The organism is Szabonella alba (assembly GCF_016765775.1).
Lineage (GTDB): Bacteria > Pseudomonadota > Alphaproteobacteria > Rhodobacterales > Rhodobacteraceae > Szabonella > Szabonella alba.
The window spans coordinates 161,320-181,317 of the sequence record NZ_JAESVN010000005.1; the positions used below are offsets into that span (position 1 = coordinate 161,320).

17 protein-coding genes and 1 riboswitch are annotated in these 19,998 nt (G+C 65.3%); of the genes, 10 read left to right on the top strand and 7 right to left on the bottom strand.

Annotation, left to right across the window (positions count from 1 at the left end; all coding sequences use genetic code 11):
* Positions 1-219: 219 nt before the first annotated feature.
* The gene (locus JL811_RS13060) at positions 220-630 is read right to left on the bottom strand and encodes a metallopeptidase family protein (RefSeq protein ID WP_202689143.1); all 411 of its coding nucleotides are present in this window, start codon (positions 628-630) and stop codon (positions 220-222) included.
* 122 nt (positions 631-752) lie between these two features.
* Between JL811_RS13060 and gltX the strand changes: the two genes are divergently transcribed.
* Positions 753-2,093: a glutamate--tRNA ligase gene (gene gltX, locus JL811_RS13065; RefSeq protein ID WP_202689144.1), complete on the top strand. Its 1,341-nt coding sequence runs from the start codon at positions 753-755 to the stop codon at positions 2,091-2,093.
* 106 nt (positions 2,094-2,199) lie between these two features.
* On the opposite strand, the gene JL811_RS13070 is transcribed toward gltX, so the two are convergent.
* Positions 2,200-2,832 (bottom strand): gamma-glutamylcyclotransferase family protein, encoded by a 633-nt coding sequence (locus JL811_RS13070; RefSeq protein WP_202689145.1) that lies wholly within the window; start codon positions 2,830-2,832, stop codon positions 2,200-2,202.
* Positions 2,833-2,906: 74 nt separating this feature from the next.
* A riboswitch (glycine riboswitch) is annotated at positions 2,907-3,010 on the top strand.
* Positions 3,011-3,166: 156 nt separating this feature from the next.
* Here JL811_RS13070 and gcvT point away from each other — a divergent pair.
* The 7 genes from gcvT (at position 3,167) to JL811_RS13105 (ending at position 13,258) form a co-directional block, all read left to right on the top strand.
* Positions 3,167-4,294 carry a glycine cleavage system aminomethyltransferase GcvT gene (gcvT, locus tag JL811_RS13075; RefSeq protein ID WP_202689146.1) on the top strand — a complete coding sequence of 376 codons (1,128 nt, stop codon included), beginning with the start codon at positions 3,167-3,169 and terminating at the stop codon, positions 4,292-4,294.
* A 13-nt stretch (positions 4,295-4,307) separates the two neighbouring features.
* On the top strand, positions 4,308-4,679 hold the full coding sequence (gcvH, locus tag JL811_RS13080; RefSeq protein ID WP_202689147.1) for a glycine cleavage system protein GcvH: 372 nt from the start codon (positions 4,308-4,310) through the stop codon (positions 4,677-4,679).
* A 106-nt stretch (positions 4,680-4,785) separates the two neighbouring features.
* Positions 4,786-7,623 (top strand): aminomethyl-transferring glycine dehydrogenase, encoded by a 2,838-nt coding sequence (gene gcvP / locus JL811_RS13085; protein WP_202689148.1) that lies wholly within the window; start codon positions 4,786-4,788, stop codon positions 7,621-7,623.
* 133 nt (positions 7,624-7,756) lie between these two features.
* Positions 7,757-8,893 (top strand): acetate/propionate family kinase, encoded by a 1,137-nt coding sequence (locus tag JL811_RS13090; RefSeq protein ID WP_202689149.1) that lies wholly within the window; start codon positions 7,757-7,759, stop codon positions 8,891-8,893.
* A complete protein-coding gene (locus JL811_RS13095) occupies positions 8,890-11,652 on the top strand; it encodes a molybdopterin oxidoreductase family protein (protein ID WP_202689150.1) in 2,763 nt (920 codons plus the stop codon). The genes JL811_RS13090 and JL811_RS13095 overlap by 4 nt, the downstream gene beginning before the upstream one ends.
* Complete coding sequence (locus tag JL811_RS13100) at positions 11,649-12,386, top strand: 4Fe-4S dicluster domain-containing protein (protein ID WP_202689151.1); 738 nt, start codon at positions 11,649-11,651, stop codon at positions 12,384-12,386. Before JL811_RS13095 ends, JL811_RS13100 begins: the two co-directional genes overlap by 4 nt.
* Positions 12,386-13,258, top strand: coding sequence for a dimethyl sulfoxide reductase anchor subunit family protein (locus JL811_RS13105; RefSeq protein ID WP_202689152.1), 873 nt, complete (start codon positions 12,386-12,388; stop codon positions 13,256-13,258). Before JL811_RS13100 ends, JL811_RS13105 begins: the two co-directional genes overlap by 1 nt.
* 114 nt (positions 13,259-13,372) lie before the next feature.
* Here the strand turns inward: JL811_RS13105 and JL811_RS13110 are convergent, their stop codons facing one another.
* Positions 13,373-14,140 (bottom strand): alpha/beta fold hydrolase, encoded by a 768-nt coding sequence (locus JL811_RS13110; protein ID WP_202689153.1) that lies wholly within the window; start codon positions 14,138-14,140, stop codon positions 13,373-13,375.
* A 93-nt stretch (positions 14,141-14,233) separates the two neighbouring features.
* On the opposite strand from JL811_RS13110, the gene JL811_RS13115 reads away from it, so the two are divergent.
* Positions 14,234-14,605 (top strand): hypothetical protein, encoded by a 372-nt coding sequence (locus tag JL811_RS13115; protein ID WP_202689154.1) that lies wholly within the window; start codon positions 14,234-14,236, stop codon positions 14,603-14,605.
* Here the strand turns inward: JL811_RS13115 and JL811_RS13120 are convergent.
* The gene (locus JL811_RS13120; RefSeq protein ID WP_202689155.1) at positions 14,544-15,455 is read right to left on the bottom strand and encodes a DUF817 domain-containing protein; all 912 of its coding nucleotides are present in this window, start codon (positions 15,453-15,455) and stop codon (positions 14,544-14,546) included. The genes JL811_RS13115 and JL811_RS13120 overlap by 62 nt on opposite strands.
* A 111-nt stretch (positions 15,456-15,566) precedes the next feature.
* Positions 15,567-16,874 carry a serine hydroxymethyltransferase gene (glyA, locus tag JL811_RS13125; RefSeq protein WP_202689156.1) on the bottom strand — a complete coding sequence of 436 codons (1,308 nt, stop codon included), beginning with the start codon at positions 16,872-16,874 and terminating at the stop codon, positions 15,567-15,569.
* 221 nt (positions 16,875-17,095) lie between these two features.
* Between glyA and JL811_RS13130 the strand changes: the two genes are divergently transcribed.
* On the top strand, positions 17,096-17,857 hold the full coding sequence (locus JL811_RS13130; protein ID WP_202689157.1) for an NAD kinase: 762 nt from the start codon (positions 17,096-17,098) through the stop codon (positions 17,855-17,857).
* Positions 17,858-17,884: 27 nt separating this feature from the next.
* On the opposite strand, the gene JL811_RS13135 is transcribed toward JL811_RS13130, so the two are convergent.
* Together JL811_RS13135 and JL811_RS13140 are read right to left on the bottom strand one after the other, a co-directional pair.
* Entirely contained in the window at positions 17,885-19,333 is a 1,449-nt protein-coding gene (locus JL811_RS13135; protein WP_337924750.1) for a sigma-54-dependent transcriptional regulator, read from the bottom strand.
* Positions 19,334-19,338: 5 nt separating this feature from the next.
* Positions 19,339-19,881: a hypothetical protein gene (locus tag JL811_RS13140; protein WP_202689159.1), complete on the bottom strand. Its 543-nt coding sequence runs from the start codon at positions 19,879-19,881 to the stop codon at positions 19,339-19,341.
* Between the last annotated feature and the right edge of the window lie 117 nt (positions 19,882-19,998).

Here is a 19,998-nt window from a genome sequence, read left to right on the forward strand (position 1 = left end):
GGGTATCCTCCGGGTTTCGATCAGGCGTCGCGCGGAAGTCTAGACCGGGCGGGGCCTGCGTCCAGCCCTGCGCGTCCTGCGTTGACGCAGAGGTGATCCGAGGCGTGGCGGTTGGTCGAAAAACCGCGTTCCGCACGCAATCAGGGCGGCGACGGGCGGGGTTGCCGCGTCAATTGTTTCAACCGGACCGGCAGCCGGGGAGGACGACGCAGGGCGACGCTATTCCCACCAAGGGTCGATGGCGGCGATATCCGCATCGCTCCAGCCGAAATGATGGGCCAGTTCATGCACCAGAACATGTGTCACGATCTCGGTCAGGGTCACATTGCCCCGGTCCAGCCATTCATCAAGGATAGGTCGGCGGAACAGCCAGATCGTATCGGGGCGGGCGGGCTGATCCATCACCGATTTCTCGGTCAGGGGTGTGCCCTCGTAAAGCCCGGTCAATTCGAACGGATCGGCGATTTCCATTTCGGCAAGGATCTCGCCCGGGGCGAAATCCTCGATCCGCAGCGCCAGTGACAGGGCAGCCGCCCGCCAGGGGTCGGGCAAGGCCGCGACCGCGCCCTGGGCAAGGCGTTCGATCATCGCAAGATCGGGGGCAAGGGCGTCGTCAGGCAGATGCGTCATGGCGTGACCATAGGCGGGGTCCGGGCGGGCGTCCAGCGACGGCAGGCCGGGGCAGCGGGGGCGCGATATGGACAAACGGCCCGCGCTGTGACAGAGCGGCGGGGTTCAGGAGAGCCGCCCCCATGATCCAGACTGCGACCCATACCGTCACCCGTTTCGCCCCGTCGCCCACCGGCTATATCCATGTCGGCAATCTGCGCACCGCGCTGATGAACTGGATGATCGCCCGCAAGGCAGGCGGCCAGTTCATCCTGCGGCTGGACGATACCGATCAGGAACGGTCAAAACCGGAATATGCCGACGCCATCATGGAAGATCTCGAATGGCTGGGCCTGACATGGGACCGGGTGGAACGGCAATCCGCGCGGCTGGAGCGTTACGGCGAACAGGCACAGGCGCTGCGCGCCGCTGGGCGGTTCTATGAATGTTTCGAAAGCCCGACCGATCTGGACCTGAAGCGCAAGAAACTGCTGAACATGGGCCGCCCGCCGGTCTATGACCGCGCCAGTCTGGCCCTGACCGAGGCCGATCGTGACCGGCTGCGTGAAACGACCCCGGGTTATTGGCGCTTCCTGCTGGATCAGGAGCGGATCGAGTGGACGGATGGTATCCTTGGCCCCGTCTCGATCGACGCGGCCAGCGTGTCGGATCCGGTGCTGATCCGGGCCGATGGGCAGGTGCTGTATACCTTTGCCTCTTCGGTTGATGATATCGACATGGGCGTGACCCATATCGTGCGCGGGGCCGACCATGTGACCAATACCGCGACGCAGATCCAGATCATGCAGGCGATGGGGGGCACCCCGCCGCAATTCGCCCATCACAGCCTCTTGACCGGGCCGCTGGGTGAGGCGCTGTCGAAACGGCTGGGCACGCTGTCCCTGCGCGATCTGCGCGCCCGGGGGGTGGAGCCGATGGCGCTGCTGTCGCTGATGGCGCGGTTGGGATCCGCGCGCCCGGTGGAACTGGCGGCCAGCCATGCCGACCTGATCGAAGGGTTCGATATTGCCAGCTTTGGCGCGGCGCCGACGAAATTCGATGCCGAGGATCTGTTCCCGCTGACCCGTGCCCATGTTCAGGCACTGCCCTTTGCCGATGTCGCAGGGCGAATTGCGGCGCTGGGCGTGCCCGACGATCTGGCCGAACCCTTCTGGCGCGTCGCGCGGGAAAATATCACCGTTCTGGCGGATCTGGAGGGCTGGTGGGCGCTGTTCCGCGACGGGGCCGAACCGCTGATCGCCGAAGAGGACCGCGACTTTGTCGCGCAGGCGCTGGGCCTTTTGCCGCCGCGCCCCTGGGGTCCGGCAAGCTGGGGCGAATGGACCGCCGCGGTGAAGACGGCGACGGGGCGCAAGGGCAAAGGGCTGTTCATGCCGCTGCGCAAGGCGCTGACCGGGCAGGGCCATGGGCCGGAAATGGCCGATCTCATGCCGCTGTTGCAGCGGGTCCGCGCGCTGGACTGATCGCGCTTTGGTTTCCGACCTGTCAGGGGGCGCCCGCGCCCCCCTTTGGCCTTGCGGCCAATTCACCCCCTGAGGATATTTCTCAGGCGAAGAACGGGGGCCGGGGTCAGCGGAGCGCCCTGCGGGGGCCAAGCGTGGCGCGGAAGGTATCGACCACGGCGCGTTCGGCATCCGTCAGCACTTGCGCACGGGGATAAAGTGGCGCGGCGCGGTCATCGCGGATCGGGGCATCCCAGCCATCGGTCGTGGCAAAGAACGCCGCCGCGCCCGCCGCGCCGAATTCGCGCAGGAAGCCCTGAACCACCGTATCGAGATAGCTGAGCAGGATCGGATGCGCGGGGCTTGCGGGCTGCTGATCCGCCTCGGGCACGGCGTAGACCTGCGCGGAAAGCGGGGCGCCGCTGGTCAGATCGGCCATGACCGGATGGCGGGCATAGGCAAATTCGCGCGCGTCCAGCGCGCTCCAGTCCGCCCCCGGCACCTCGGCCACCAGCCCCTCGATTTCGGCCCCCGCGATTTCGGCCCCCGCGATTTCGGCCCTGGCATCGCGGCGCACCGACAGGAAGGCCAGATCGCGTGCGGGCGTATGGACCCAGACCCGGCGCCAGCCCCGCAGCCGCGCGGGCCTTGCGGCGGGATAATCATGGGTCGCGCGGTTCACAAGGCTACCATAGCCGAAGAAATGCGGGGCCGGGCCGGGCTGTGCCCCCGCGTCGGGACGGAGTGAATCAGGGGTCATGTCGGTTTTGCGGGCCTTTGCGTCGGAATGTCGCTTTGCTCTTGCCAGTTCGCGGGGCGGCAGGCTAGACCCAAGGAGCAGGATCGGGAGAATCCGGTACGGGCATCACAGCCCGTTCTGGTGCCGAAGGAGCAACCGCCCCGGTAAACTCTCAGGCGCAAGGGACCGTTCCTGCTGACAGACTCTGGAGAGTGGCGCTTGCGCCCGCCGAAGGGATAACGATCTCAGGCGCCCGGACCCGGCAAGGGAAAGGGCAAGGACAGAGGGGGCATCGACAGGCGGGATAATCCTGCCTGCGCGGTGCCGGGCGTCCGGCAAGGGGAAGGGGGGCCTGATGGCCGATCTGAGGCGGACCTGTCTTTACGATCTTCATGAAGAACTGGGCGCGAAACTGGTGCCTTTCGCGGGCTATGAAATGCCGGTGCAATACCCGATGGGGGTGCTGAAAGAGCATCTGCACACGCGCGCACAGGCCGGGCTGTTCGATGTCAGCCATATGGGGCAGGTGATCCTGCGCCCCAAAGGCGATATGGCGGCGCTGGAGGCAGCATTCGAGGCGCTGATGCCGGTGGCGGTGACGGGGCTGGCCGAGGGGCGGCAGCGTTACGGGCTGTTCACCAATGCGCGCGGCGGGATTCTGGATGACCTGATGTTCGCCAATCGCGGCGATCATCTGTTCGTCGTTGTCAATGCCGCCTGCAAGGAGACCGATATCGCCCATATGACCGCGCATCTGGGGCCGGTGGCCAAGGTGGAGCCGGTGACCGACCGCGCGCTGCTGGCGCTTCAGGGGCCCGAGGCCGAGGCGGTTCTGGCCGCGCTGGTGCCGCAGGTTGCCGAAATGCGCTTCATGGATGTGATTGCGGTCGATACGGTTTTCGGCGCGCTGTGGATTTCGCGCTCGGGCTATAGCGGCGAGGACGGGTTCGAGATTTCGCTGCCCGAAGCCTCGGCCCCTGATTTCGCGCGCAACCTGCTGGCCCATCCTGCGGTGGCCCCCATCGGGCTGGGCGCACGCGACAGCCTGCGGCTTGAGGCGGGGCTGTGCCTTTACGGGCATGACATCGACGAAAACACGACGCCGGTTGCGGCGGGGCTGTCCTGGGCGATCCAGAAGGCCCGCCGCCGCGGCGGCGCGCGGGAGGGCGGATTTCCGGGGGCCGAACGCATCCTGCAGGAACTGGCTGAGGGCGCGCCCGCGCTGCGGGTCGGGTTCCACCCCGAAACCCGCGCCCCCATGCGCGAAGGCACCGTCATCTGGGATGCGCCCGAGGGGGGGCGCAATGTCGGGGGCATCACCTCGGGCGGCTATGGCCCGTCAGTCGAGGCCCCGATCGCCATGGGCTATGTGCCGCAGGACTGCGCCGAACCGGGCACCCGTCTTTGGGGAGAGTTGCGTGGCAAGCGTCTGCCTGTCACGGTCAGCGAACTTCCGTTCCGTCCATCCACCTACAAGCGCTGAGGAGCGTTTCACGATGAAATATACCGAAGATCATGAATGGCTGCGTGTCGAATCCACCCCCGAGGGGGATATCGTCGTGGTCGGCATCACCGAGCATGCCGCAACCCAACTGGGCGATGTGGTATTCGTCGAACTGCCCGAAGTGGAAACCGTGGTGGCCACCGGCGACGAGGTCGTGGTGATCGAAAGCGTCAAGGCCGCGTCGGATATTCTGGCGCCGGTCGATGGCGAGATCATCGAGGTCAATGCGAAACTGTCCGACAAGCCGGGGCTGGTGAATGATGATCCGACCGGGGCGGCGTGGTTTTTCAAGATGAAGATTGATGACCTGTCCGTGCTCGACGATTTCATGGATGAAGATGAATATAATGACATGATCGGCTGAAGGCCGGTCCGTCGCGCAAGCCGGGGGGCCAGCCCCCCGGACCCCCCGGGATATTTGAGGACAGAAAAAGGGGAACCCCCCGTTTCCGGTCCGAAAGGTGAGCGCCATGAGTTTCACGCCGACTGACTACAACACCTATGATTTCGCGAACCGTCGCCATATCGGCCCCTCGCCCGCCGAGATGACCGAAATGCTCGCCGCCGTGGGCGCGGCTGATCTTGAGACTTTGGTCGCCGAAACCGTGCCGCCCTCGATCCGGCAGGGCAAGGCGCTGACCTGGGCGCCACTGGCCGAGCATGAATTGCTGGCGCGGATGCGCGAGGTCGCGGCGAAGAACCGGGTGATGACCAGCCTGATCGGGCAAGGCTATTACGGCACCGTGACGCCGCCCGCGATCCAGCGCAACATTCTGGAAAACCCGGCATGGTATACGGCCTATACGCCCTATCAGCCCGAGATTGCACAGGGGCGGCTTGAGGCGCTGCTGAACTATCAGACCATGGTGGCCGATCTGACCGGGTTGCCGGTGGCCAATGCCAGCCTGCTGGATGAGGCGACAGCGGCGGCGGAAGCCATGACCATGGCCGAACGCACAGCGAAATCCAAGGCGCGGGCGTTTTTCGTTGACCGCTTCTGCCATCCCCAGACCATTGCCGTGATCCGCACGCGGGCAGAACCGCTGGGGATCGAGATCATCGAGGATATGGTCGGCAATCTGGACCCATCCAAGGTGTTTGGCGCGATCTTTCAATATCCGGGCAGCTATGGGCATGTGACCGATTTCACCGCGCTGATCGCCAAGGTCCATGCGGCCAAGGGCATTGCCATTGTGGCGACGGATCTGCTGGCGCTGTGCCTTTTGAAGGAACCCGGCGCGATGGGGGCCGATATCGCGGTGGGGTCCAGCCAGCGTTTCGGCGTGCCGATGGGCTATGGCGGGCCGCATGCGGCCTTCATGGCCTGCCGGGATGAGTTGAAGCGCGCCATGCCGGGGCGGATCGTGGGGGTGTCCATTGATTCGCGCGGCAACAAGGCCTACCGGCTGGCGCTGCAGACCCGTGAACAGCATATCCGCCGTGAAAAGGCCACGTCGAATGTCTGCACGGCGCAGGCGCTGCTGGCGGTCATGGCCTCCTTCTATGGCGTGTTCCACGGGCCGAAGGGGCTGCGCGCCATTGCCGAGCGGGTGCATTTCCTGACCAACCGTCTGGCGCGGGCGCTGAAAGCGGCAGGCGCGAAGGTAGCACCCGCGGCCTTTTTTGACACGATCACGGTCGAGGTGGGCGTGGGGCAGGCGGGCATCCTGGCCGCCGCCCGGGCCGAGGGGCTGAACTTCCGCAAGATCGGGCTGGACCGCGTGGGGATCAGCCTTGACGAGACCACGGATGAAAAAGTGCTGATCCGGGTGCTGCGCGCCTTCGGGATCGAGGGCGTGCCGCCACATCGCGCCAGCCTTGGTTTCCCCGAGACGATGCTGCGGGAAAGCGAATACCTGACCCATCCGGTGTTCCATATGAACCGCGCAGAATCCGAGATGATGCGCTATATGCGCCGCCTGTCGGATCGTGACCTTGCGCTGGACAGGGCGATGATTCCGCTGGGATCCTGCACGATGAAGCTGAATGCGGCGGCCGAGATGATGCCGATCACATGGCCGGAATTCGGCAGCCTGCATCCCTTCGTGCCCGCCGATCAGGCGGCGGGCTATGCCGAGGCGATTGACGATCTGACCGCGAAACTGTGTGAGATCACCGGCTATGACGCCTTTTCCATGCAGCCCAATTCGGGCGCGCAGGGGGAATATGCAGGGCTGTTGACGATTCAGGCCTATCACCGCGCGCAGGGGCAGAGGGAGCGGGATATCTGCCTGATCCCGGTTTCGGCCCATGGCACCAATCCGGCCTCGGCGCAGATGTGCGGCATGAAGGTTGTGGTGGTGAAATCCGCACCCAATGGCGATGTTGATCTGGACGATTTCCGCGCCAAGGCGGCAGCGGCGGGCGACAGGCTGGCGGCCTGCATGATCACCTATCCGTCGACCCATGGCGTGTTTGAGGAAACCGTGCGCGAGGTCTGCCAGATCACCCATGACCATGGCGGCCAGGTCTATATCGACGGCGCGAACATGAACGCGCTGGTGGGGCTGGTAAAACCCGGTGAGATCGGCGGTGATGTCAGCCACCTCAACCTGCACAAGACCTTTGCCATCCCGCATGGCGGCGGCGGTCCGGGCATGGGGCCGATCGGCGTGCGCGCGCATCTGGCGCCGCATCTGCCGGGCCATCCGCAGACAGGCGGAGAGGGCGCGGTGAGTGCGGCACCGCTGGGATCAGCCTCGATCCTGCTGATTTCATGGGCTTACTGCCTGATGATGGGCGGTGAGGGGCTGACGCAGGCCACGCGGGTCGCGATCCTGAACGCCAATTACATCGCGGCACGGCTGGCGGGGAAATATCCGATCCTCTTCATGGGCAACAAGGGAAGGGTCGCGCATGAATGCATCCTTGATACCCGCCCCTTTGCCGAAGCGGGCGTGACGGTCGACGACATCGCAAAGCGGCTGATTGACAATGGCTTTCATGCGCCGACCATGAGTTGGCCCGTCGCGGGCACGCTGATGGTGGAGCCGACCGAATCGGAAACCAAGGCCGAGATCGACCGTTTTATCACTGCCCTTCTGGCGATCCGTGACGAGATCGCGGCGGTGGAGGCGGGTGAGATCGCGGCTGCCGACAGCCCCCTGCGTCATGCGCCCCATACGGTTGAGGATCTGGTGGCCGACTGGGACCGGAAATACCCGCGTGAACAGGGCTGTTTCCCACCCGGTGCCTTCCGGGTGGACAAATACTGGCCGCCCGTGGGCCGGGTCGACAATGTCCATGGCGACCGCAATCTGATCTGCATCTGCCCGCCGGTCGAAAGCTATGCGGATGCGGCGGAATAGGGGCTGACCGGCCTGCGCGCGCCTGTCCCCCCTTTGCCGGGGGCAGGACAACAGGCTTTGGCCATCGCGGCACGCTGCGCGGGCTTGTGAATTTGCTGATCTCGCAGCACTCTGCCCCGGAGGGGGGCAGAGAATGACCTTGTTGCTGGTGGTGAATTCAGGCTCGTCCTCGGTCAAGGTTGCCTTGTTCCGGGGGGACATGCAGGTGCTTGAGGCGCAGGCCTCTGAAATCGGCGGGCAATCCCGGCTGCGGTTGGGCGCGCAAGAACAGTCCCTTTCGCTGCCCGATCACCGCACTGCGCTATCGGCCCTGCTGGAGGCACTGACGGCGGCGGGCCATCCGCCCGCGCAGTTCGGTGCGGCGGCGCATCGGGTGGTGCATGGCGGGCCGGATCTGACCCGCGCCTGCCGGGTGACGCCTGCCGTTCTGGCCGGGATCCGCGCCTGCCTGCCGCTGGCGCCATTGCACAATCCGGCCAATCTGGCTGGGATCGAGGCGCTGGCGGCGCTGCTGCCCGACCTGCCGCACTATGCCAGTTTCGACACCGCCTTTCACGCCACGATGCCGCCGGTTGCGACCCGCTATGCCCTGCCTCGCGAGGTGGAGGCGCGCGGTTATCGCCGTTACGGGTTCCACGGTCTGTCCTATGCCAGCATTGCCGAACGTCTGCCGGGGGTGCTGGGTGCGATGCCGGGCCGGGTGCTGGCCTATCATCTGGGCAACGGGGCCTCGGCCTGCGCGATGCGGGACGGACGGTCGGTTGCCACCTCGATGGGCTACAGCCCGCTGGAGGGGCTGACCATGGGCACGCGATCCGGCAGCATTGATCCGACCGTGGTGCTGCGTCTGGCCGAGCTTTATGGCATTGCCGGAACCGAACGCATGCTGAACCGCGAGGCGGGATTGCTGGGGCTGGGCGGGCGGTCCGACATGCGCGCGCTGCTGGCCGATCCCGCGCCGCGCGCCCGTTTTGCCGTGCAGCATTTCATCAATTCCGCCGTCAGCCATGGCGGCGCGCTGATGGCGGCGATGGGGGGGCTGGATGCCGTGGTCTTTACCGGCGGCATCGGAGAGAATGCGTCCCCGGTGCGGGGCGGTATTCTGGACGGGCTGGCATGGGCGGGGGTGCGGTATGACGCCGCTGCCAATGAGGGTGGCGAAACGCGCCTTGATCCCACAGGCGCGGCAATTCCGGTTCTGATCCTGCCTGCCGAGGAAGAGGCCCATATCGCCGCCGAAGCGCGCGCATTGATGAAGGCGGGGGAATGACGCAGCCGCAACTGGACCTGTCACCCGCCGTCTCGGATGAAATCCGCCAGACCACCTGCTATATGTGCGCCTGTCGCTGCGGCATCAATGTGCATCTGAAATCGGGGCGCGTCAGCTATATCGAGGGCAACCGCGCCCATCCGGTCAACAAGGGCGTCCTTTGCGCCAAGGGGGCCAGCGGTATCCGCCAGATCACCGCGCCATCGCGCCTGTCGCAGCCCCTGCGCCGGGTCGGCCCGCGCGGGTCGGGGGCGTTTGAGCCGATCAGTTGGGACGAGGCGCTGGCGCTGGCGGTCGCGTGGATGGCCCCCCTGCGCGAAACGGCCCCCGAGAAGGTTGCCTTCTTCACCGGCCGCGACCAGAGCCAAAGCCTGACCAGTTTTTGGGCGCAGAATTTCGGCACGCCGAATTACGCCGCCCATGGCGGGTTCTGTTCGGTCAATATGGCGGCGGCGGGGATCTATACCATCGGCGGGGCGTTCTGGGAGTTCGGGCAACCGGATTGGGAGCATACGCGGCTGTTCCTGATGTTCGGCGTGGCCGAGGATCATGACAGCAACCCGATCAAGATCGGGCTGGGGCGGCTGAAGGCACGCGGGGCGCGGGTGATCGGGATCAATCCGGTGCGCTCGGGCTATAACGCTGTGGCCGATGACTGGCTGGGCATCACACCGGGGACGGATGGGTTGCTGATCCTGTCCTTGATCCATTGTCTGCTGGAGGCGGGCAAGGTTGATCTGCCCTATCTTGCGCGGTTCACCAATGCGCCCTGTCTGGTGGGGCCGGACGGCTTGTTCCTGCGCGACGGGCAGGACAAGCCGCTGGTCATCGCCGATGGGCGCGCGGTGGCCTTCGATACGCCCGGCATCCAGCCCGATCTGGGGGCCACGCATCAGGGCGCGCGGACGGTGTTTCAGCATATGGCCGAACGTTACCTGTCACCCGAATACGCGCCCGAGGCGGTGGCGGATCGTTGCGGCATACCGGCGCCGCGTATCCGCGCGCTGGCCGCTGAAATCGCCGATGCGGCCTTCAACCATCCCGTCACCCTTGAACAGGAGTGGACCGATTTCCGGGGTGACCCCCACAAGACCATGACGGGCCGCCCGGTCAGTTTCCATGCGATGCGTGGAATATCGGCCCATTCCAACGGGTTTCAGACCGCCCGCAGCCTGCATCTGCTGCAAATCCTGCTGGGCGCGGTGGAAACGCCGGGCGGTTATCGGCTGAAACCACCCTATCCGAAACCGGCCGAGGCGCATCCGGCCCCGCATTGCAAGGTGACACCCGGCAAGCCGCTGGACGGCCCGCATCTGGGCTATCCGCGCGGGCCCGAACATCTGTGCCTGAAAGATGACGGCAGCCCCGCCCGGATCGACAAGGCGTTTTCCTGGGAAAACCCGCTGTCTGCCCATGGTCTGATGCATATGGTCATCGCCAATGCCCATGCGGGGGACCCCTACCGCATCGACACGCTGTTTCTTTATATGGCGAATATGGCGTGGAATTCCTCGATGAACACCGCTGCCGTGATGGAGATGCTGACCGACCGGGGTGAGGACGGCGAATACCGCATCCCGCGCATCATCTATTCCGATGCCTATGCGTCGGAAATGGTGGCCTATGCCGATCTGATCCTGCCGGATACGACCTATCTGGAGCGTCACGACTGCATCAGCCTGCTGGACCGCCCGATTTCCGAACCCGATGCGGCGGGGGATGCGATCCGCTGGCCCGTGGTGGCACCGGACCGCGATGTGCGGGGCTTTCAGTCGGTGCTGATTGATCTGGGCGCGCGGCTTGGGCTGCCGGGATTTGTCGATGCGGCGGGCGGCCCGCTTTATGCCGATTATGCCGATTACATCGTGAACCATCAGCGCCGCCCGGGCATTGGCCCGCTGATGGGCTGGCGCGGCAATGGGGATGCGGAAGGCCGGGGCGGGCCGAACCCCGCGCAACTGGACCGTTATATTGAAAACGGGGCGTTCTATCAGGCGCATGTGCCGGACGATGCGCGCTATTTCAAACCGTGGAACCGCGCTTATCAGGATTGGGCGGTGCGGACCGGGCTTTATGATGCGCCGCAGCCTTACCTTCTGTCGATCTGGTCTGAACCGATGCGCCGCTTTCAGCGCGCGGCCGAGGGGCAGGGGCAACGGCAGCCCCCTGAGCATATGCGCGCGCGGCTGAAACAGGCGATGGACCCGCTGCCCCGCTGGTATCCGCCTTTCGGGGATGAGGCTGCACGCGATTACCCGCTGCATGCGCTGACGCAGCGTCCGATGGCGATGTATCATTCCTGGGGCAGCCAGAACGCATGGCTTCGCCAGATCCACGGGCATAATCCGCTTTATGTGCCGACCGCTGTTTGGGAGGCGCAGGGCTTTGCGCCCGGCGACTGGGCGCGCGTCACTTCCCCCACCGGGGAAATCATCGTACCGGTCGCGCATATGCCCGCGTTGAATCCGCATACCGTCTGGACATGGAACGCTATCGGCAAGCGCAAGGGGGCATGGGGGCTGGACCCGAATGCACCCGAGGCGACCAAGGGTTTTCTGCTGAACCATCTGATCCATGAATTGTTGCCGCCCAAGGGGGACGGGCAACGCTGGTCGAATTCCGACCCGGTGACGGGACAGGCGGCGTGGTTTGATCTGCGGGTGCGGGTGGAGAAATGTGCAGCCCCGCCCCCGGATGAAGCGCCCGAGGTGCTGCCGCAATTCCCGGTGCTGCCGGATCAGGGAAGGGGGCGCGCATGACCTGTCTGCCGGGCCAAACGGAGAAGAAACTGGGGCTGGTCATCGACCTTGATACCTGCGTCGGCTGTCACGCCTGTGTCACCGCCTGCAAGGGCTGGAACGATCAGGGCTATGGCGCGCCGCTGTCGGATCAGGAGGCGCATGGCGCGGACCCTTCGGGCACCTTCCTGAACCGCGTCCACAGCTATCAGGTCAGTCCGCCCGAGGCTGTGCCTTTCACGGTGCATTTCCCCCGCTCCTGCCTGCATTGCGATGATGCGCCCTGCGTGACGGTCTGCCCGACCGGGGCCAGCTACAAACGGATCGAGGATGGTATCGTGCTGGTCAATGAGGATGCCTGCATCGGCTGCGGGCTTTGCGCCTGGGCCTGCCCTTATGGTGCGCGCGAGATGGATAAGGCGGCGGGTGTGATGAAGAAATGCACGCTCTGCGTCGACCGGATCTACAACGAAACCCTGCCCGAGGTAGACCGCGAACCCGCTTGCGTGCGCACCTGCCCCACCGGGGCGCGGCATTTTGGTGATCTGTCCGACCCCGACAGCGCCGTGTCGCGGCTAGTGGCGGATCGCGGCGGGGTGGCGTTGATGCCGGAAATGGGCACCAAACCCGTCAACCGCTATCTGCCGCCGCGCGCAAAGGATCGCGGCGCGCAGGTGTCACCGCTGGCGCCTTTGCTGGATGTTCAGGCGACCGGGTTTGCCGGCTGGCTGGACCGGGTGCTAGGCAAGATCTGATGCATCCGGCGCCGTCGATCATTCTGTTCACTGTGCTTTCAGGGTTGGGATTCGGCCTGCTGGCCTGCCTTGCCTTGGGGCTGCCCGGTCTTTCGGGCTGGATGGCGTTTTTCGGCTGGGGGATCGGCTATGTGCTGGCCACTGGCGGGCTGGCGGCCTCGGCCTTCCATCTGGGCAACCCTCAACGCGCGCTTCTGGCATTCACGCAATGGCGGTCAAGCTGGCTCTCGCGGGAGGCATGGGCATCGGTTCTGGCGCTGCTGGTGATGGCGCCCTGCGCGCTGGCCGATTGGCTGGGCTTTGACTGGCCCGTGGCCCTGCGGCTGCTGGCGGCGGTTCTGGCCCTGCTGACGGTGCTGGCAACATCCATGATCTATGCCTCGATCCGCGCCGTGCCGCGCTGGAACCACTGGACGACACCCGCCCTGTTTCTGGGCTTTGCGCTGGCGGGCGGCGCGCTGCTGGGGCTGCAGGGCGGGCTGGCGGCGGTGCTTCTGCTGGGGCTGGGCGCGGTGCAGATCGCGGCCTTCGGGCTGGGCGACAGGCAGTTTGCCGCGCGCGGCGCCAGCATGGAAAGCGCGACGGGGCTGACAGGCCGGGGCGCGGTTTCGGTCTTCGAGCAGCCCCATACCGGCGGAAATTACCTGACGCGCGAGATGATCCATGTCGTCGGCCGCCGCCATGCGCAAAAACTGCGGGTCATCGCGGTGGTCTGTGCGTCACTCCTGCCGGCAGGTCTGGTGCTGACGGGCGGCGGGGCCGGTCTGGTTCTGGCGATCCCGCTTCATATGACCGGCGCGCTGGCCGCGCGCTGGCTGTTCTTTGCCGAAGCCGAGCATGTCGTGGGGCTTTATTATGGGCGGCGGGGCTGAGGGAGGGGGCGCAAGGGGGGCTGTCTGCCCCCCTCGGATTTGCGGCGCAAATCCTCACCCCCCGAGGATATTTATCGACAGAAAAAGCCCGCAGGGGCGGGGCGGCACGCGCAGTCAGGACAGGAAGACGCGCAGCGTTTCATCGAATTCCCGTGGCTTTTCGGCATGCAGCCAATGGCCCGCGCCGGGGATCTTGGCAAACCGCGCGGTGGGGAACAGGGCGCGGATCTCGTCGCGATAGTCGGGCAGGACATAATGGCTTTCGCCCCCGGACAGGAACAGTGTCGGACCCTCAAAGCGGCCTTCGGTGCCGGGCCAGCCGACGATCTTCGCCATCTCGGCCTCAAGCACATCCAGATTGAGCCGCCAGCGCGGCGGATCAGCTTTCAGATCCAGCGATTGCAGGAAAAAGGCGCGCAGGCCGGCATCATCAATACGGGCTGCAAGGCGGCGGTCGGCCTCGGCCCGTGAGGTCAGGCCCGACAGGTCCAGCGCGCGCATCGCCTCGATATGGCGGGTCTGGTCATGGCTATAGGCGACGGGGGCGATATCGGCCACGACCAGCCGGTTGACCAGATCACCTTTGGTCAGCGCAAGCTGCATCGCGGCCTTGCCGCCCATGGAATGACCCATCACATCCATGGCTGCGCCCTGCGCCGCGATCACCCCGGCCAGATCATCGGCCAGATCGGCATAGCTGTGGCTGTCGAAACGCGCACTTTCGCCATGGTTGCGCATATCCACCGCGATCACGTCGCGTGTGGCGGCCATGCGCCGCGCGATCACGCCCCAGTTGCGGGCCGATCCGAACAGGCCATGAACGATCAGAAGGGCGGGCAGGCCCTGTGCGGTTTCGGCGGGGTGATGCACTGTGTTCAGCATGTCACCGGCTTAGCGCATCGCGCGTCCTGCATCCAGAGCGGTTGAAGCGCACCGTCGCCGGGCATAGGATCGCCCCGCAAGCAGGAGACCGGCATGAGTGCGATCACGATCCAGCAGATGGCAGACCGGGTGGCGGAACTGCTGGAGGAACGGCTGCGCATCAAGGGCGCGGGTCTGGCGGCCAAGTTGCAGAAGGGCGGGCGGCAATTGCCCCGCCGCGTGCGGGCCGCCGCGCAGGACCTGGCCGAGGCGGCGATGCGTGCGAAGAATCCCAAGCTCTTGATGATGATCGACGAGGAAGCGGTCGCGACGAATTACGATATTTGCCTGAAACATCTGTCGGCGCTGAACCGCTGGGACCGCCGCAAGGGATTTCTGATCGGGGTCACGACCTCGATCCTGTTCAGCCTTCTGGTCGTGGCGGGGCTGGTTCTGGCGGTGATGGTCTGGCGCGGTCTGCTGTAAGCGGCGCGGGCGACAGCGCACTACGGCTGACCAGCGTGACCGTGGTGAAGGCGACATAGAGCAGCAGATACCAGGACCCGAGCTTGGCAAAGCTGACCATCTGGCCCGGAAGCTGACCGGAATAGATCCATGTGCCGGTGGCGGTGCCGACATTTTCCGCAATCCACAGCGCAAGGGCCGACAGCAATGCGGCCAGCGGCAGGGGGATCCAGCGCGCGATCTCGGTATTGACGAACCAGATCCGCGTGCGGGCATAGATCAGCAGGGTCGCGGCAAACAGCACCAGACGGATATCGGGCAGAAAATGATGGGCAAAGAAATTCACATAGATTGCCACCCCCAGCAGCACTGTCACCCAGAAGGGCGGATAGGGCGCGAAACGCATGTGAAAGATGCGGATCACCCGCGCCATATAGCTGCCGACAGCCGCATACATGAAACCGGAAAACAGCGGCACGCCCATCAGTTTGAAAAACCCGGGTTCGGGATAGGCCCATGACCCGGCATGGACCTTGAACCATTCCATCGCCGTGCCGGTCAGATGGAACAGAAGGATCACCCGCGCCTCCTCCCATGTTTCCAGACGAAACCACAGAAAGGCGGCCTGTGTCAGGATGGCAAAGGCGAACAGAGCATCATAGCGTTGCAGGGGCCAGTCGGGCGACCAGATCAGTTTCGTGCCGATGATTGCGGCCAGCAGCAGCCCGCCGAACAGACAGGCCCAGCCCTGTTTCAGCACGAACATCCCGAATTCGACCAGCAGACGCGGCAGGCGCGCCCGGGCCGCATCGCCAAGGCGGCGTTCAAGGCGACGGGTGGTCTGGGGAAAGCCGGAGCGGCGCTCGGTCATCGGGGGGCCTTCTGATTGGCCGGGCGCGGGGGTTTCACACCCCCGCGCCTGCCCGGTCCCGGCCGGGCAGGCTTCGCCTGTGGGATAATTCTGGACGGAAAAAGCCGCAGGTCAGAGGCCCGGATAGATCGGGAACCGGGCGCAAAGGGCGGCGACCTTGGCCTTCACTGCCTCCTCGACCGCGCCATTGCCGTCTTCACCATGGGCGGCCAGACCTTCGACCACTTCCACGATCCAATCCCCGATCTGGCGGAATTCGGCCTCACCGAAGCCACGGGTCGTCCCGGCGGGCGTGCCCAGACGGATGCCCGAGGTGATGGTAGGCTTTTCGGTATCAAACGGAATGCCGTTCTTGTTGCAGGTGATATGCGCGCGGCCCAATGCCTTTTCGGTGGCATTGCCCTTCACGCCCTTGGGGCGCAGATCGACCAGCATCAGATGCGTGTCGGTGCCGCCCGTCACGGTGCCCAGCCCGCCCTTCATCAACTGATCGGCCAGCGCCTGCGCGTTGGCGATGACCTGCGCCTGATAGGATTTGAATTCGGGGCGCAGCGCCTCTCCAAAAGCCACGGCCTTGGCGGCGATCACATGCATCAGGGGGCCACCCTGAATGCCTGGGAAGATCGCGGAATTGACCTTTTTCGCAATCGTCTCGTCATCGGTCAGGATCATGCCGCCGCGCGGGCCGCGCAGGGTTTTATGGGTGGTCGTGGTCGCGACATGGGCATGCGGGAAGGGCGAGGGGTAAAGCCCTGCCGCCACCAGTCCCGCGAAATGCGCCATATCCACGACGAAATAGGCCCCCACCTTGTCAGCAATCGCCCGGAAGCGCGGGAAATCCAGAATGCGCGGAATGGCCGAACCGCCTGCGATGATCATTTTCGGCCGGTGTTCCAGCGCCAGCGCCTCGATCTGCTCATAATCGGGCAGCAGCGTGTCCTGTTTCACGCCATATTGTACGGCATTGAACCATTTGCCCGACTGGTTCGGGGCCGCGCCATGGGTCAGGTGACCGCCTGCATCAAGGCTCATGCCAAGGATGGTGTCGCCGGGCTGGATCAGCGCCTGAAACACGCCCTGATTGGCCTGTGAACCGGAATTCGGCTGCACATTGGCAAAGGCGCAGCCGAACAGTGCCTTGGCGCGGTCGATGGCAAGGTTTTCCGCGATATCGACATATTGGCAGCCGCCGTAATAGCGCCGGCCCGGATAGCCTTCGGCGTATTTGTTGGTCAGCACCGAGCCCTGCGCCTCCATCACCGCGCGCGAGACGATGTTTTCCGAGGCGATCAGTTCGATCTCGTCGCGCTGGCGGCCGAGTTCAAGGCCGATGGCGCCGAACAGTTCGGCATCACGCGTGGCGAGGCTTTCGCTGAAGAAACCGGCATCGCGATGGGAAGTCTCGGTCGGGGCGTTCATGGGCGTCTCCTGCTGCGGCTGACGGGATCGGAGGGAATGGCCGCCATTTAACGCAAGCGGGCGCGATCAGAAAGGGTCGTTTGCGCCATTGCTGCCACTTTGCGCGACAGGGGGCTTGGGCCTTGCGCCCGGTTTGGGGCCGGTTGGGGCCCGGTTTGGGGTTGAGTTCGGCGTGGCGGCCCGCCAAGACTGGTCCCGCACGGGGCGCGCGGGGAGACGGCATGTCGGCAAAGATCACCTTTCTGGCCAGTCCGGCCCCCGCCGCGCAAGAGGCGCTGGCCGCCCTGACGGCGCGCTATGGTCAGGCGGCCCCCGGTGACGCCAGCCATATCGTGGCCCTTGGCGGCGACGGGTTCATGCTGCAGACGCTGCATGAATCGCGCGGCGTGGGCCTGCCGGTCTATGGCATGAATTGCGGCACCATCGGCTTTCTGATGAATGCCTATTCGGAAGAGGACCTGCCCGAACGTCTGCTGGCGGCAGGTGAGGAAGTGCTGAACCCGCTTGTGATGCGTGCGGAAACGGCGGCGGGATCGGTGATCGACGGGCTGGCGATCAATGAGGTCAGCCTGCTGCGCGCCGGACCGCAGGCCGCGAAACTGCGCATCAGTGTCGATGGCCGGCTGCGGATGGATGAACTGGTCTGTGACGGGGCACTGGTCTGCACCCCGGCGGGATCGACGGCCTATAACTATTCCGCCCATGGCCCGATCCTGCCCATCGGGTCGGATGTGCTGGCCCTGACGGCGATTGCCGCCTTCCGGCCCCGGCGCTGGCGTGGCGCGCTTCTGCCCAAGACGGCAGTGGTGCGGTTCGATGTGCTGCAGCCTGAAAAGCGCCCCGTCCGGGCCGATGCAGACAGCATTTCCGTGCCCGATGTCCATGCGGTCGAGGTGCGCAGCGATCCGGCGGTGCAGCACAGGATCCTGTTTGATGCGGGCCACGGGCTGGAGGAACGGCTGCTGCGCGAGCAGTTCCTGTAATCCGGGTTGCGGTCGGCAGGGGCTTGGTCAGTCCTGCGCGTTCCACTGCTCCAGCTTGCGATACAGCGTCGATGGTGACACTTCCAGCGACCGCGCCGCACGCGGAACCGACCCGCCATGGCGTTCCAGAACCGCCTCGATCACCCGGCGTTCGATCTGCGCCAACGGCAGTTTCAGCAGCGGATCAAGACCGCCCGCGGATGGGGCGGGGTCCTGCACCTTCCGGGCCGCATCGGTGCCCCGTCCGCCATCCAGATCGGGCGGCAGCATATGCGTTTCCACCAGTTCGCCGTCATGCAGGACGACGACATTGCGCATCACATTCAGCAACTGGCGCACATTGCCCGGCCATGTCAGTGCCCGCAGGCGGTTTTTCACGGTTTCCGACAATGCGGTAAAACGGCGGTTTTCCTCGGTGGCGAAGCGGTGAAGGGCGGCCTCGGCGATCTCGATCACGTCATCCTGCCGTTCCCGCAGTGGGGGCATGTGGATCGGCACGACGAACAGCCGGTAATACAGATCCTCGCGGAACTGGCCCAGCCGCACCGCCTCGGCCGGATCACGATTGGTGGCGCAGACGATGCGGACATTGACCTTGCGGGGCCGGGTCGCGCCCACGGGCTGCACGGTCGATGTTTGCAGAAAGCGCAACAGCTTGGTCTGCAACGCAGGCAGCATCTCACAGACCTCGTCCAGAAACAGCGTGCCGCCATCCGCCGCCGCCGCCGCGCCCAGCTTGTCCGAAATCGCCCCGGTGAAGGATCCCTTGATATGGCCGAACACTTCGGATTCCAGCAGATCCTGCGGGATCGCCCCGCAATTCAACGCGATGAAAGGACCGTTTGCCCGGTTCGAATTTCGATGCACGGCCAGCGCGCAAAGCTCCTTGCCGGTGCCGCTTTCGCCGGTGATGAACACCGTCGCCATGGATTGCGCGACCGAGCGGATCTTGTCCTGAACGGCACGCATTGTGCGGGAACTGCCGACAAAGCCGTTTTCCTCAAGCGGATCGGGCAGACGGGGGGGCGGGGCCGAGGGGCGGCGGGCTGGAGTTGTCTCGCGCGGGGTTTCAGGCGGGACGGCATTCTCGATCGCGCCCAGAAACCGCTGTTCGTCAAAGGGTTTTACAAGGAATTCATGGGCGCCCGCGCGCATCGCCTCGACCGCCTTGTTGATCGAGCCATGGGCGGTGATGACGATCACACTGATCTGGGGCCGCTCGGCCAGCAGGTCGCGCATCAGGTCCAGCCCGTCGCGGTCGGGCAGCATCAGGTCCAGCAGCACGATCTGCGGTGACGCCTCGCGGAACTTTTCCAGCCCCTCGGCGGCGCTTGAGGCCACGACGACGCTGTGTCCTGCAGTGGTCAGAACCGACCGATAGATCATCTGCAATGAGACCGAATCCTCGATCAGCAGGATCGAACTGGTGCGCACCGCCCGTCCGGCACCGGCACCCTCGGGCAGGGTTTCTGCCATATCGCTCATGCTGCGGTCCCGCTGCTGTGGGCCGATCTGTGCCGCAGATCGGCCAGAAGATCGTCAAGCAGATGCAGCGCCCCGGGCATGACGGATCCGATCATCGTGAAATCCCGTGCTTCGGCGGCCTCGACAAGGGTTTCGGCACGCTGCTGCAGGCCGAAGGCCCCCGCCGTTCCGGCCAGCGATACCAGATTATGCGCCGCCCGGCGCATTCCGGCCGCGTCCTGAGTGCTGAGGGACCGTTCCATTCCGTCCCGCGCCCCGGTCAGATCCAGCGTCAGCCGGTCCAGCAGGGCATGGCTTTCGGCGGGGCCGACAATCGCAAGAATACGCTCCAGCGCAGCCGGGTCGAAATCAGGTTGATGTGGATCCGCGTCCGCGCTGTCCGATCCCCCTTCGGGCTCTGTGCCCATCGGTCCCGCAGCCGCGCAAAGCCCCTGCAATTCGGCCACGATGCGGCGTGCCTCATCCGGCAGGTCAATCCGCGCCAACCGCCGGACCCGCTCGGCGATCTCCTGCATCCGCGGTGCGGCGTCATCCATCATTGCAGGCCGCCTTTGGTTATGCAGAAGGACGCGGTTTCCCCATGGGTGACGGGGCCGCTGCAAAGACTATGAAACAGGGGCTGGTGCGGCGATAAATTCAAATCATGGGGCCGGAAA